General features: G+C 31.8%; 18 protein-coding genes and 1 pseudogene. 15 read left to right on the plus strand and 4 right to left on the minus strand.

Annotation, left to right across the window (positions count from 1 at the left end; translation table 11 throughout):
* The first annotated feature begins 263 nt into the window (after positions 1 to 263).
* Complete coding sequence (locus tag ACJ2A9_RS16915) at positions 264 to 545, plus strand: competence protein ComK (RefSeq protein ID WP_441422859.1); 282 nt, start codon at positions 264 to 266, stop codon at positions 543 to 545.
* A 1,270-nt stretch (positions 546 to 1,815) separates the two neighbouring features.
* On the opposite strand, the gene ACJ2A9_RS16920 is transcribed toward ACJ2A9_RS16915, so the two are convergent.
* The 3 genes from ACJ2A9_RS16920 to ACJ2A9_RS16930 are packed head-to-tail and all read right to left on the minus strand — an operon-like array spanning position 1,816 to position 2,512.
* Positions 1,816 to 1,995: a YvrJ family protein gene (locus tag ACJ2A9_RS16920; protein ID WP_441422860.1), complete on the minus strand. Its 180-nt coding sequence runs from the start codon at positions 1,993 to 1,995 to the stop codon at positions 1,816 to 1,818.
* Positions 1,996 to 2,047: 52 nt separating this feature from the next.
* Complete coding sequence (locus tag ACJ2A9_RS16925; RefSeq protein WP_441422861.1) at positions 2,048 to 2,266, minus strand: DUF2922 domain-containing protein; 219 nt, start codon at positions 2,264 to 2,266, stop codon at positions 2,048 to 2,050.
* Positions 2,267 to 2,302: 36 nt separating this feature from the next.
* On the minus strand, positions 2,303 to 2,512 hold the full coding sequence (locus ACJ2A9_RS16930) for a DUF1659 domain-containing protein (protein ID WP_441422862.1): 210 nt from the start codon (positions 2,510 to 2,512) through the stop codon (positions 2,303 to 2,305).
* A gap of 388 nt (positions 2,513 to 2,900) precedes the next feature.
* On the opposite strand from ACJ2A9_RS16930, the gene ACJ2A9_RS16935 reads away from it, so the two are divergent.
* The 12 genes and pseudogenes from ACJ2A9_RS16935 (at position 2,901) to ACJ2A9_RS16990 (ending at position 9,078) form a co-directional block, all read left to right on the plus strand.
* On the plus strand, positions 2,901 to 3,191 hold the full coding sequence (locus tag ACJ2A9_RS16935; protein WP_441422863.1) for a hypothetical protein: 291 nt from the start codon (positions 2,901 to 2,903) through the stop codon (positions 3,189 to 3,191).
* 157 nt (positions 3,192 to 3,348) lie between these two features.
* Positions 3,349 to 3,552: a hypothetical protein gene (locus tag ACJ2A9_RS16940; RefSeq protein WP_441422864.1), complete on the plus strand. Its 204-nt coding sequence runs from the start codon at positions 3,349 to 3,351 to the stop codon at positions 3,550 to 3,552.
* Between the two features lie 161 nt (positions 3,553 to 3,713).
* Positions 3,714 to 4,193: a hypothetical protein gene (locus tag ACJ2A9_RS16945; protein WP_441422865.1), complete on the plus strand. Its 480-nt coding sequence runs from the start codon at positions 3,714 to 3,716 to the stop codon at positions 4,191 to 4,193.
* A 662-nt stretch (positions 4,194 to 4,855) separates the two neighbouring features.
* The gene (locus tag ACJ2A9_RS16950) at positions 4,856 to 5,203 is read left to right on the plus strand and encodes a hypothetical protein (RefSeq protein WP_441422866.1); all 348 of its coding nucleotides are present in this window, start codon (positions 4,856 to 4,858) and stop codon (positions 5,201 to 5,203) included.
* 164 nt (positions 5,204 to 5,367) lie between these two features.
* Positions 5,368 to 5,493, plus strand: a complete 126-nt coding sequence (locus ACJ2A9_RS16955) for a hypothetical protein (protein ID WP_441422867.1) — start codon at positions 5,368 to 5,370, stop codon at positions 5,491 to 5,493.
* 307 nt (positions 5,494 to 5,800) lie between these two features.
* On the plus strand, positions 5,801 to 6,016 hold the full coding sequence (locus ACJ2A9_RS16960; protein ID WP_441422868.1) for a hypothetical protein: 216 nt from the start codon (positions 5,801 to 5,803) through the stop codon (positions 6,014 to 6,016).
* A 129-nt stretch (positions 6,017 to 6,145) separates the two neighbouring features.
* Positions 6,146 to 6,697, plus strand: coding sequence for a hypothetical protein (locus tag ACJ2A9_RS16965; protein WP_441422869.1), 552 nt, complete (start codon positions 6,146 to 6,148; stop codon positions 6,695 to 6,697).
* A gap of 197 nt (positions 6,698 to 6,894) precedes the next feature.
* Positions 6,895 to 7,041, plus strand: a pseudogene (locus ACJ2A9_RS16970) (DUF6980 family protein); the annotation flags it as partial.
* Between the two features lie 104 nt (positions 7,042 to 7,145).
* A complete protein-coding gene (locus tag ACJ2A9_RS16975; RefSeq protein WP_441422870.1) occupies positions 7,146 to 7,346 on the plus strand; it encodes a hypothetical protein in 201 nt (66 codons plus the stop codon).
* A 100-nt stretch (positions 7,347 to 7,446) separates the two neighbouring features.
* The gene (locus tag ACJ2A9_RS16980; protein WP_441422871.1) at positions 7,447 to 7,638 is read left to right on the plus strand and encodes a FeoB-associated Cys-rich membrane protein; all 192 of its coding nucleotides are present in this window, start codon (positions 7,447 to 7,449) and stop codon (positions 7,636 to 7,638) included.
* Between the two features lie 87 nt (positions 7,639 to 7,725).
* Complete coding sequence (locus ACJ2A9_RS16985) at positions 7,726 to 8,370, plus strand: hypothetical protein (protein ID WP_441422872.1); 645 nt, start codon at positions 7,726 to 7,728, stop codon at positions 8,368 to 8,370.
* A gap of 132 nt (positions 8,371 to 8,502) precedes the next feature.
* Entirely contained in the window at positions 8,503 to 9,078 is a 576-nt protein-coding gene (locus ACJ2A9_RS16990; RefSeq protein ID WP_441422873.1) for a hypothetical protein, read from the plus strand.
* A gap of 528 nt (positions 9,079 to 9,606) precedes the next feature.
* Here the strand turns inward: ACJ2A9_RS16990 and ACJ2A9_RS16995 are convergent.
* Positions 9,607 to 10,008 (minus strand): DUF3888 domain-containing protein, encoded by a 402-nt coding sequence (locus ACJ2A9_RS16995; protein WP_441422874.1) that lies wholly within the window; start codon positions 10,006 to 10,008, stop codon positions 9,607 to 9,609.
* Between the two features lie 378 nt (positions 10,009 to 10,386).
* Between ACJ2A9_RS16995 and ACJ2A9_RS17000 the strand changes: the two genes are divergently transcribed.
* A complete protein-coding gene (locus ACJ2A9_RS17000; RefSeq protein ID WP_441422875.1) occupies positions 10,387 to 10,878 on the plus strand; it encodes a hypothetical protein in 492 nt (163 codons plus the stop codon).
* 215 nt (positions 10,879 to 11,093) lie between these two features.
* On the plus strand, positions 11,094 to 11,516 hold the full coding sequence (locus ACJ2A9_RS17005) for a hypothetical protein (protein WP_441422876.1): 423 nt from the start codon (positions 11,094 to 11,096) through the stop codon (positions 11,514 to 11,516).
* Positions 11,517 to 11,633 lie beyond the last annotated feature (117 nt).

Below are 11,633 nucleotides of genomic sequence, written 5' to 3' on the forward strand. Positions count from 1 at the left end.
CAAGTCATTTGCTGCACAGTACAAATATACTATTCAATAGAAAATGATCTTCCACAATCGGGTCGATTGCGAAAGACCCAAAGCCTAATTCCTCGGTAAAAATAATGAATATTAGGCTTTTTCACTTTAAAATCCTTGAGTTTTACAATTGTTAAATACGTGACAGCAAGTGGTAAATTTCGTGGCAACTGCTGGTAAAGAACATGGGAGTGATGGTACTTTCTTGTGGCTGTAATCCTTATGAGGGGAGAAGAAGGACAGTCATGCATACTACGGGAGTTAAGCAAAAAGTTCCGATCCCGATTGATCCTGTAAGAAAAATTTATGCAATTCCTACTCATTCAGCAGCGCAGTATGAATGTCACTGGTTCTTCTATCATCACATCAGAGCAATCGAAAGTGATAGGAAGGATGAAAATCTAGCTGTAGTTGTTGTAAGTGATCATAGACAAATCAATGTGAATGTTTCTCGTTATACATTGGAAAAGCAATTGCAACGGGCAGCAGTGTGTGTTGTCCGTTTTTCCGGATTGATATGTTGTTGAGTAGACAATGTGACTTTACTGTTCTTTGAACTGGCTTAAAAAATATTTTTCAATCATACGTGTCGTTTTGTTACGGAGTTCAGCATTTAAGTAGTTTAATTCACCATGATAGCCTCTGTTAAAATATTCATACCTACTGAAAGTACCGTCATTTAAACCTTTAACTACCTTTATCCCTCTTGCTTAATACTACGCGATTCTTTACTAAGTATTAACAGTGCGTGATCGACTAATTGGATGTAAGGACCTTTTATTTTAAACGGAGAATTTTGGATCGTTTTAAGGTCCTTTTCTAGTACGGTCCTTACAAGTGGCAGAACTATACTTTTTTCAATAAGTTATGATTCTTCATGTAATTACATGGATAGAATGTCGTCAGTCGCCTTTGGCAGGTTGACGATAAGAAAGTGCAATCATTAGTGCCACCAAACGTGTTTGGGAGAGAAAGAAGAACAGGCCTTCACATCTGAAGGTCTGTTTTTTCTTCCCTTAGACCTTTTTCGGTAGGGTAATTATATTCTTGTTAGTCACATCTTATTAAACAAATGGGCCCTTATAGTTATAATAAATGCTCGTTCAAACTCCAATTTAACACTTTAGTAAGAGAAAGGTTTGCAATTTGTTTGTAATTTTACACTTAGTTATGATATTACAAATATTACCAGTTAAACCACAAAAGAAAAACCCTTGATATACAAGGGTTTTAGCTGTTATATGTATGGTGACCCGTACTGGGATCGAACCAGTGACCTCTACCCTGTCAATGTGAAGTAGCCCCTTCCAACGTGTACTAAATACCCCCAAAAAACACTATATTATCGATAATATAGTGCATTTTCCAGTCTTATTAATCTAATGTTATATATCTAATTTATAAGAGTTTGTGGTCAAAATGTGGTCAAGTTGTGGTCATGGTGGTTCGAAAAAAGGATGGTTGACTAATGCATTGTCTATCTATTTTTAGTGTTAGTTCATTAACTACAAAGCATGTTTGTGGCACAAATGATTGCACTTTCTTATCGTCAACCGGCCAAAGGCGACTGACGACGAGCTACCTTACAGGAAGATTAATTATATAATGGCCGGAACATTTCAATGTATAGTAACATGCACCAATCGTCATCACTTTTAGGAAGAATGCCTTTATATGGTCGAAAAAGTTATGTAGTGGAAGAAGAGGTACACTCCCTGACCGCCATTATTTTGAAAAAACTAAACATTCTATCGTAATTAACAAAAGACCAATACCAATTGGCCTTTCTGTTGTACCCTACATTACTGACTTTTTTTGTTCGTTGTTACGGAAGTAGATTTGCTGTGTAATTTTCTCCGGCAATTCGATAACCGATTGATTAACCGCTTCTAGTTTCTTTTCTACCCTGTGTAACAAATATAATGTTACAACAATAGGAAATCCGTATTCACTGATTAATGGTAACCAAACTTCCATGATATTGCCCTCCTTTGCGTATAAATAAAATAGAGGGTTGCCCCTCTATTTTTTATAAGATCTCAACGTCTGCCACATTGCGCTCTACGATTCTTGCTGCCTTTTTACTAACCAGTTCGCCACCGCTTGATGTAAAAGCATTTTGTAAAATAACTTGATCCATCGCTGCACTAACGGAACCAGGGTTTACTGGCTCAATTGGGTCATCAAGTGCAATTGTTACATTGGCACCTGCTTGATTTACAAAAACTAATTCTAATCGCTTTGTCATTTTAGATATCCTCCTTTCCTAGAGAATCATTCAGGCTTAAAGTGAAATAGTGTTGCTGCGATCCATTTTTTCCAATGAATGCTTTTGAAGTGTTGCTAGTGCTATTCCTGTATTTCTTAGTTGTTCATCACTAGCTAGTGTCTTGATGTTGTTAAAATTCTTGTTGCGAAAGATTGGGTCTCCAGTACCGGTTGTACCAATCTCAAAAGTAAGTGTTAAACGAGATGCTACTAAAACTCCATCCATAAATAATCCCTCCTTTCAATATGTATATATAGGCAAAAGGGGGGATTGGGGTGGTATTAAATAAAAATATCTTTCATTAAATTTCTCAAGTAAGATCATCTATTGCTTGATTCTTCTAATTCATGAGTTGGTGTTCTTTTTGTTGAACCTATATTATTAACTAGGATTTATGTAACTATAGTTTGGACGTCTTTAAAATATTTAAAATTCTATAGAGATAGGTGATAATCATGGGAGGAAAAGCCAACATTACAGAACAATGTTGAATTTTCAAAGGAATTATTGACCTTTTTATTGTATTGAAGACATATTAAAGTTGGTGTCTCTCAGTTCAATAACGATTATATTTAAAAGGACTTTACCAAATATTTAGTAAGGGTGATTTTTTATGAATGAGACTTTTTTATTTTTTGGAGTAATGAGCATTTTGTTTGTTTTAGTTATCGCCTTTGGGATAATGAAAATGTTTAAAACAAACTCTTTACGCCAATCTTTCCTTCAATCAACTTTAATAGGATTACTGCTTTATGCAATTGTCAGCATATGGTGGTTCTTTATCTATGCCACAGATGGTTTTTCTCAAATTTTTGGAGTGCTGTATTACGGAATTGCTTTTATTATTAGTTGTTTAGTTAATTATATTGTGCTGTATTTAATAACAAAATTAAAGTCTAAATAATGTTGTTGAACTCCCTCAGTTAGATATATTTATCTCTTGAATGCTAACGGTAAGCGATAGCGTAACAACAGCTGTCGGTTATTCTGGTAACGTGGCAAGACAGTTCATAAATCATGTTAAACTAAGAGTAACAATAATGTTCATGGAGGTGGGATAAGTGGTTATCACAATTGAAATGCCCGTATCAGGTATTGCAAATAGTTGGGACAAAACAATAGAAGTGTTTAATAAATACGACATCCCTGTTGGTTCTAATAAAGCACTAAAAGAACATCTTCAAGATAAAGAGTTAGATTTATTGATTTCTGACCTAAATAAATCCATTGGAAGCTCTGAAGTTACTTGTATAGAAGGCGGTTGACGAGTTCAATAAAGGCACTGGATGTGCCTTTTTTTATTGTGATACGGGTGCATTATCGCAATAATGGTAATGTTTAAAGTGAAGAAAGAATGGTATGTAAAAAAATGTATATATTATATAATGCTGCGGGACTCTAATCAAAAAGGATTTGGAGGCTTTTGATGAAACGGTTATTATTACTATTGATTATGTGTTTTGCTTTAGTTACTTTAGTTGGACTTGATTCAAATGACATTAACCTTAAAGTAACAGATGTAGAGATCACAATTATTAAACCTGAACGTGTATTACGTTATGATTTTAAAATTAAAAACCTTGGAAAAAGTAGAGTTGGTGGAAATGAAGATTATCCTGGACACCATCAGTTAGCTTTAAATATTGCAGTGAGACCAAATTCTAGTTTAGCTGACCATATGGAAATGGTACAAGACACTAAATATAAGAAAATGGTACACAGGGGTGGTGGTGAAAGAGGGTTCTTAGAACCAGGAGAAGAAGGTCAATTCCATGCAGAATATCAAATAAAAATAAAAGGGAAAAAAGATACTGATTTTAAAGAAATTAAAGAAACGGCATTGGATGCAACTTTAATAATTATGGATGGTGTAAAAGTAGTTGCGGAAATACCTCTAAATAAATAGAGTTAAATAGCAATTAGGCTGTTAAATTTTGCTAACGGGGGCAATCCTGTAAAGGTAGGGAAAATAGGAAAATAGACTAGCCGTTGAGACTGGTCCTTAAAAACATTTAAAATTGTATCGTAATCAAATCAGCATTCCGAAATAGGGGATGCTATTTTTTATTCTACTAACGAGCATTACTTGAACAGCAAGAGCAGTCCGATGTAATTACTCCTGTTCGAATATTATTCTATCATTATAAAAGTAGCATTGTTCAAGATTAACTTAAGGATAACGAATAAGATCAATTTATTGAATATTGGAACGTTTCTATGGATCTTTACGTATTTACAGTAAAGGGTTTAAAGGGGGGAGTTTTGGAATTAGAAGATGTTTTAAAAAAGGGAGTGGCAACTTGAAGCGATTTTTAATGATCTTATTAGCGATTTTTGTTAGCATACTTTTATTCACACTATTAAATTGGATTTTTATGACACAGGGATGAAGAAATTAAATGTAATATATTGTAAAACGGATGTTAAAGAAGTGCAGCTGTTGAAATATGTATATCAATTCATTATTATAATTATTTGCCTTGGAAGGTAACGATTGCATTGAAAAATAGCATATTCGTTTTTTTTATCATATTAATATTATTAGTGTTGAGTGGATGTAATCTGGAATTGAATGAAGAATCAAATTATATCGAGTCTATTTCACAAAATATGGTTCATCTTAATGATGGAACTCCTGACCATGTAAAAGAGTATTTTGAAAAGAAAATTAAAGAAAAAGATGGCGGTTTACATACATTTGAGTTTGAAAACAAGACATTTCTTATGTTATTAGAGCCTAATAGAATGATAAGTAGAATTGAAGAATATGATGACTATGTCCGCGTAATTACAATCCACACTAATGATTATGGGACTTTTAATTTTGAAAATGGGATCAATCAAATTATATATATCTATTTTATCGAAAGCTTAGGCAAGCCATTTGGTATTTTTCGTTCCGAGGATATTGAATAATAATTTTTTAAGATAAGATTACTAGAAAAGGGCTGTTCAGATTTATTTAGTTCTTTTTGGGTTTGTAATGACAATTTTATTACAACTATTAAATAAGTTATTCAAATAAGAATTATTGTACAAAAAGTTTATTTAAATCAATGTTTTTAATGGAGTGATACTACATGTGGGTTATACTACTACTTATCGTAATCGGTGTAGGTACAATAGTAGGGTTATTAAAAGAACAATCAAATCAAAATAAAAGAATTATAGAGCTCCTTGAGGAGATAAATAAAGGTAAAAAATGATCGACGGATTAAATGGAATCGGTTTGTGATCGCTTAATAGATTGATTCAGTTTACGCTTGATAAGTTGACACGTTATTTTTCCAGTTGGAAACTTGTATTTTGTATTTAGGGGGAAAGGCTGCAAGGATGTATGTGTGTATGATAAACACAATGATGTAATTAATTACAACTAGGATGAATGTGACATTATATTTATACATAGTGATGTTTATAATCTTATTAAACAAACAAGCTTTTTAGTGATAGAAGAACTGGCTAAAATATTTTATATGTTATTGATATAATTGAGAAAATGGAGGCAAAATGATGAACTTTTTTGATTGGAAAATAGAAATGGTAGAAGGTTTAAAGCCTTATATAGATATGCAAAATAAAAGAATGGCTATTCTTACAACTGAAGATGATGAAATTCATATGGCTTTAGAATTTGATGAAAACGACAATTTAGTTATGCATCCAAGATGGAATATAAACATAGTTATCTTAGGTAATAAATATTTGAAATTCACTACAAATTCATAAAGATATTCTTCAACGGGAGCGTTTCTGTAATAACAGGAACGCTTTTTATTATGGAAGAAAGTACCACAACTATTGTGCATATTGTTTGTTATATTAGTTATAGGACAACAACCTTTGGAGGACAAAATGATGAATAAGAAAAAATTTTGTATTATTTCTTTGATAATTGTTGGTATGGTGCTTGGAATATCTTTATACAAAAATCACCAGCAGCATCAGGATCTTATTGGTGGCATTATGTTACAATATCTCGATAATCAAAAAAGAATATTTGATACGCTAGAAAGAGCCTTGGAAACAAGGGAAGAAACAGGTGATTATGAATTTTTATTACATATTTCAAGAGCCCAGGGTATAAATGATAGTAATATTCTTTTACTAGGAAATGCAACAAATATCGGAAGCCATCTAATGTATGAAGGAATAGATGTTCCAAGAATCATAATTGATTTAAATTCCATGGGTGGATCGGCAATGTTTATTGTATATGAAAATACATTTAATAATAAACTTACAGAAGGTGATATAAAAGGTCTTGAAGATTATATGGAAAACCTCGATTTAATATTGAGTGAATTTAAATATGATGGTAAATCAACAGATGTTTTTGAAAAATCTCCGAAAGAATTAGCAGAAAAAATGAATAAGGTTTCTAAAGAACTCCAAGTTTCTTTAAAGTAACGGGGGCAAGAGCTGAAGATTACTTAGTGATCAAGCAGCTCTTTTTTGCGATTTTTACCAAATAAAAGGGACTGAATGATAAAATTGAAATAAGTGATGAAGTGTTATTTAACTATAGGGAGCTTGACTTTTACAAGGAGAAGTGAAATATGAAAAAACATTGTTGTGAGGGTATGGATTAACATGCAAATTTCAAGTGTGATATTCATGAAAATCCCTTTGACTGTCCTAATAAAATAATCATATTCGATGAAAAAGATAATGACTACGGATTGATAATTCATGATGGTGGTTCTTCAAGTATAGGAATTGATTTTTGTCCGTGGTGTGGTTCAAAATTATAATTTGTTATTCTAACGGAGAGCAATCCTTTAATAAGCAGGGGGTTGCCTTTTTCTTAGTCACTAATAGGAAATAACTGTTAAAATGTAATTGAGGGGGTGTTTAAATGGGCGGCTTAGTAATTATTCTTCCTTTTCTGTCGATTATGATTGGTGTATATTTCATTACATTAGGTTTATGGGAATTAAGAGAAGGTATAAATAAAAGTCAATATTTAAAATACATGTTCACAGGGTTATTTTTAATCCTTGTACTATCACCGTTAATCGGACTTATTGGTAACTTTTTAAATTTCCGTTTCGATTAATTGTAAGAATGTGAAAGATAACACATAAATTAACGGATCGATAACAACAATCGCTTATTCAAAATTAAAGCAGTAATTAAGTATTTTATGGAGGTGTTAAATGGTGTATGAAATTCATTGGTTTGACATTATAGTTAATTTACTTATTTTTTTTGCTATTATTTTTTTAGTAATTTACTCTTTATATAAAGTATTTAAGAAAATAAATAAAGGTTCAAAACAAGAAAAGGAAGATATTGAGTTATTAAAAAAACGTGTGGAAGAATTAGAAAAAAAAAATTTACGAAAATAAAGATTATTGAACGGGGGCGATAGCAGAACAGGGCTATCGCTTCTTTAACGATTAAACAGGTTAACTCAAGATAAGGAGGGGAAAATTTTGATAAAAAAGGGACTACTATTGCTATTTTCAATTTTATTATTAAGTGCCTGTAATAATAACTCTGATACTTCTGAGCAAAAGGTATTAAGGGAAAAGTTGATTGAGATTACTGAATTAACTGGTGATTTAGAGATAGAAAAAGGAGATATTGACGAAGCGATAAATGAAGCTGCTTCATTAGGTCTCCAAGGCGAAGAAAAAGATTGGTTTGTTCGTTCTTTTTTAACTTCTAGATCTGCTGGTAAAGAAATAGAAGTTAAAGAACAAGTGTATGAAGATAGTCAATTGAGAATGTTATATGAAAAAACGTGGCAAGATTTAGCTTTTGAAAGATATGGGGTTGAGTTAGACGAAGAAAGATTACAGGAAATTATAGAAATGACTTTAAATCCTATAAAAGATGAACAACTTTCTTCTGAACAAGAAGAGCTTGAAATACTTTTTTATCTTTCAGATGCATTAGGGTACAGTATTGATGAATTTTTTTACATCTTTGATAGACATATTTATGTAAGATGGGCAATCGGTGAGAAGTTATATCCGTTACTTGAAGAAGAATATGAACTAAAAGATAATCAAGAAATTAGTGACAAATATAGAATGGAAGTTATTGATGAAATAGTAAAGAAAAACTCGAACTAACGGAGAGCAAGAGCGGAACAAGGAGTTGTCGATGGCAGCTCCTATTGTTTATTGTGTTAACGAGGTTAGTTAAAAAACAAATGTAAATTTTAACCAGGTAATGATAAAATTTAAGTAATGAGGGGGGATTTTATGAGAATTTTCACAGGTATTTTTATAGTAATTTTAATAATTTTGACTGGATGCTCGAACAAATCATCATTAGAATTAATTAATTCAACAGTAGATATTAGAGATGATAGAACTGGAGAAATCGAAATTACTGCTGGTGAGATGGAAGGTGAATTTATAAAGCCAATTGCGCTTAGTTATGATTTTGTATTAAAGAATATTGGAACGAAAACTGTTGGAGGAACTGAGAAGCCTAATAGTCAAACTTTTACTTATGACGATGGAATAGAACTAATAATTGAACCTAAAGATAAATTAATCACTATTATTGAAGAGATAATGGGAGTTAATATATTTACTGAAGAAGGAAGAGCACAAGCATATTTAGGTGTGTCAAAAACCGGAACTCCGATTCTTCAACCAAAACAAGAAGGGAAATATACTTTTGATTTTGAATTAGGTGCACCAAAAGAAAATCCAGAAATGAGAATTGTTCCAACTCAAGACGAAATAGATGAATTAGTTAAAAATGCTATGGAAGTAACATTGGTTATTTATGTTGAGGAAGAGGAAATAGCTCGCTTTGACCTTAAATAAAGGGAATTTTAAAAGTTTATAAAATTAACGGGTTGCGATAACTGTCTATTGCTATTCTGCTAACGGTGTAAGAATGTTTAATAAGGTTTAGTGTAGATATTAATTTATACTGTATTTGTAAGGATACAAAAAGAAGTAGGAAAAGGAGAGGAGATTGATGTTCGATTTATTTATTAGTCAGTTTTTCTTATTGATTTGGTTAGTGGTTTTCTACGGTATATTGTATGTGTTTCATAGGTTTGTACCAAAAGGAGTTATCATTGCTCAAATATTATTTGTTTATATTTGGATATTACTACCTTATTATGATGTACATTATATCGGGTTTTTGCATTATGATAGAATTCCAATTTTTTGGATTGTGGCATCTTTAATTCTTTTATTTTCAATTAATAAAAAAACATAATTAAATTAGAGTAACGAATGCAAGAGCAGACAAGGAGTTGTCGATGGCAAAACTCCTATTGTTTATTGTATTAATGAGCCGCAGTTTAGTTGAAGAATATTCCCGAAGAAAAAGCATTATTCTTACATAGGATGCTTGCATTTAGTTATTTCGTTTGGCTTTAACGTTCTGCTTTTGACATCAATAGCCCGCCACTCCATACTATTTTTATTACTAAAAGTGAGAGTAACTAAATCATATGGAAAATCGTGAGCACCTTCAAATGTTGTTAGCTGCACGGTGACATTGAAGTAGCGGTAGGTTTTGTGTTCTACCTTCTTTTTGATTTGAAGAATCTGTTCGCAATAATACTGCTTAGGTTTGCCGAAATGTTTTTCGATTGCTTTGTCGATGGATGGAAAAAGCAAATTGAGGATTACATCATCGCGCAATTCCACATCGTTTTTAGTTACGGTTTCGGCTTTAACAGGGGTATAAAAGAAAAGAGGTAAGCAAGCAACCAATATTAAAAGGCTTTTTTTCATAAAAATCCTCCATTCAATGCTGCTCTTATTATGAACAAATAAAGAAATTCTTATTAAACTATTGAAGAGCGTCTCTATTATAAGCAGATACGCTTTTTTACTATGAGCAGTTTATTAAGGTTAAGCATATATTAACAAACCAAAACTGATTTAATGTTTTGGTTTGTTTCTGTAAATAACAATTGAAAAAAAGGAGTTAAAGGAGAGCACACGCTTGTTTTTATGTGAAGCGTCTATCATGATAAAATACTTAATTGTTAATACACACACTTTACAAAAGTTTAATTTACTTAATTTAAAGAGGTTTATTTTCCCAGTGGTGATATTTGATACCCTTGCTTTATAATAATTAAAAAATGTATTTAAGGGTGGACAAGAATGATTCATTTACCTAACTGGAGCAAAAAGAGATGGAAAATTTTCATATTTTCTATAATTAGTATTAGTTTTATTATTTTTTTCTCGCCTCTCAATTCAACAGATAAAACGTGGTTCAAAAGTATAGATGATGCACTTTTGAATCTTCCTTTTGAACCGAAACTACCATCAGGTTTACCAGAAAATGTTGAGTTTGAACGAGCAGTTGTATTTGGAGAAGGGATGGATAAAATAATTCGTCTATTCTATTCAAAGAATGGTGAAAGCTATTTTGAAATAGATGCTTCACTGTTAGAATTTGGATTTTTTGATACATATATCGTACAACGAATAATAATAAATCAAAATCAAGGTTACATTGGACGCGTATTTGATGATAAGGATTTTATTAAAATTGTTTGGGTTGATGATGAAATCAGTTACAGCATTGAAAATTTTAGTAAGGAACTAAGTGAACAAGAGATGTTAGAAATAGCAAGTTCTCTAAAATAATGAACAACATAAAATAGTTTTTTTGAAGTAACGGAAGCATTAGCGGAAAATGGAGTTGTCGATGACAGCTCCTATTATTTATTGAGTTAACGAAGGAGGTTTGCTCATTTCGCAACAAAAACCACTTTGTTTAGAATAAAAGGGTTATTGGTGTTATGGGTAATATTAATAAAATATGCGAAAACTAAGAATAAAAATTTATGGGAGTGAGCATCATGAAAAAAATAATTGTTCTCCTTACAATTTTATTAATGCCTGTCACTGGTGACTTAGTTAATGCTACCCCCCCAGAGCCAAAGGAATTTAAACCGTATGCAGAAGATTGGTATGTTTCAACAGAAGATATTATTTGGGATATTATATTTCCAGCTATTGATAAAAGGGTAATAAAAGAGTATGGAGTAAAAGATGCTTCATCTTTTAGCTGGGAGCAACAGAGGATTGTAAATATTGTTTATAACAACAATCATTCTTATGATATTTCTTTAAGAATTCGAATTCCTGACAACAATAATCCACTTGAACATATGGAAGACTTGGTTAAACTAAGGGTTTATCCTTCTTGTGATAGTCCTAAAATTGGGTGTAGTCATGGTTTTAAGGTAGAAGTATTAGACTACGAACATTTAAACAAATAAATTTCGAGTATGGTGCTGTCTTTAATTAGTAGCACCTTTTTTAATTTCACCGTTACTAAACTAAAGGAGAGCAAGAGATGGAGAACAAGAGTTGTCGTTTCGGCAGCTCTTGTTGTG

Origin of the sequence: Anaerobacillus sp. MEB173, from assembly GCF_052119505.1 — a bacterium.
In the GTDB taxonomy this organism is placed as follows: domain Bacteria; phylum Bacillota; class Bacilli; order Bacillales; family JBJMAU01; genus JBJMAU01.

Bases quoted from the DNA above. Each gene is read 5' to 3' on its own strand.
- ACJ2A9_RS16935 (WP_441422863.1), top strand. From the start codon at position 2,901: ATGAATGAGACTTTTTTATTTTTTGGAGTAATGAGCATTTTGTTTGTT.
- ACJ2A9_RS16925 (WP_441422861.1), bottom strand. From the start codon at position 2,266: ATGACAAAGCGATTAGAATTAGTTTTTGTAAATCAAGCAGGTGCCAAT.
- ACJ2A9_RS16920 (WP_441422860.1), bottom strand. From the start codon at position 1,995: ATGGAAGTTTGGTTACCATTAATCAGTGAATACGGATTTCCTATTGTT.
- ACJ2A9_RS16955 (WP_441422867.1), top strand. From the start codon at position 5,368: ATGTGGGTTATACTACTACTTATCGTAATCGGTGTAGGTACAATAGTA.
- ACJ2A9_RS16930 (WP_441422862.1), bottom strand. From the start codon at position 2,512: ATGGATGGAGTTTTAGTAGCATCTCGTTTAACACTTACTTTTGAGATT.
- ACJ2A9_RS16960 (WP_441422868.1), top strand. From the start codon at position 5,801: ATGAACTTTTTTGATTGGAAAATAGAAATGGTAGAAGGTTTAAAGCCT.
- ACJ2A9_RS16965 (WP_441422869.1), top strand. From the start codon at position 6,146: ATGAATAAGAAAAAATTTTGTATTATTTCTTTGATAATTGTTGGTATG.
- ACJ2A9_RS16975 (WP_441422870.1), top strand. From the start codon at position 7,146: ATGGGCGGCTTAGTAATTATTCTTCCTTTTCTGTCGATTATGATTGGT.
- ACJ2A9_RS16990 (WP_441422873.1), top strand. From the start codon at position 8,503: ATGAGAATTTTCACAGGTATTTTTATAGTAATTTTAATAATTTTGACT.
- ACJ2A9_RS16915 (WP_441422859.1), top strand. From the start codon at position 264: ATGCATACTACGGGAGTTAAGCAAAAAGTTCCGATCCCGATTGATCCT.
- ACJ2A9_RS16980 (WP_441422871.1), top strand. From the start codon at position 7,447: ATGGTGTATGAAATTCATTGGTTTGACATTATAGTTAATTTACTTATT.
- ACJ2A9_RS16945 (WP_441422865.1), top strand. From the start codon at position 3,714: ATGAAACGGTTATTATTACTATTGATTATGTGTTTTGCTTTAGTTACT.
- ACJ2A9_RS17000 (WP_441422875.1), top strand. From the start codon at position 10,387: ATGATTCATTTACCTAACTGGAGCAAAAAGAGATGGAAAATTTTCATA.
- ACJ2A9_RS17005 (WP_441422876.1), top strand. From the start codon at position 11,094: ATGAAAAAAATAATTGTTCTCCTTACAATTTTATTAATGCCTGTCACT.
- ACJ2A9_RS16995 (WP_441422874.1), bottom strand. From the start codon at position 10,008: ATGAAAAAAAGCCTTTTAATATTGGTTGCTTGCTTACCTCTTTTCTTT.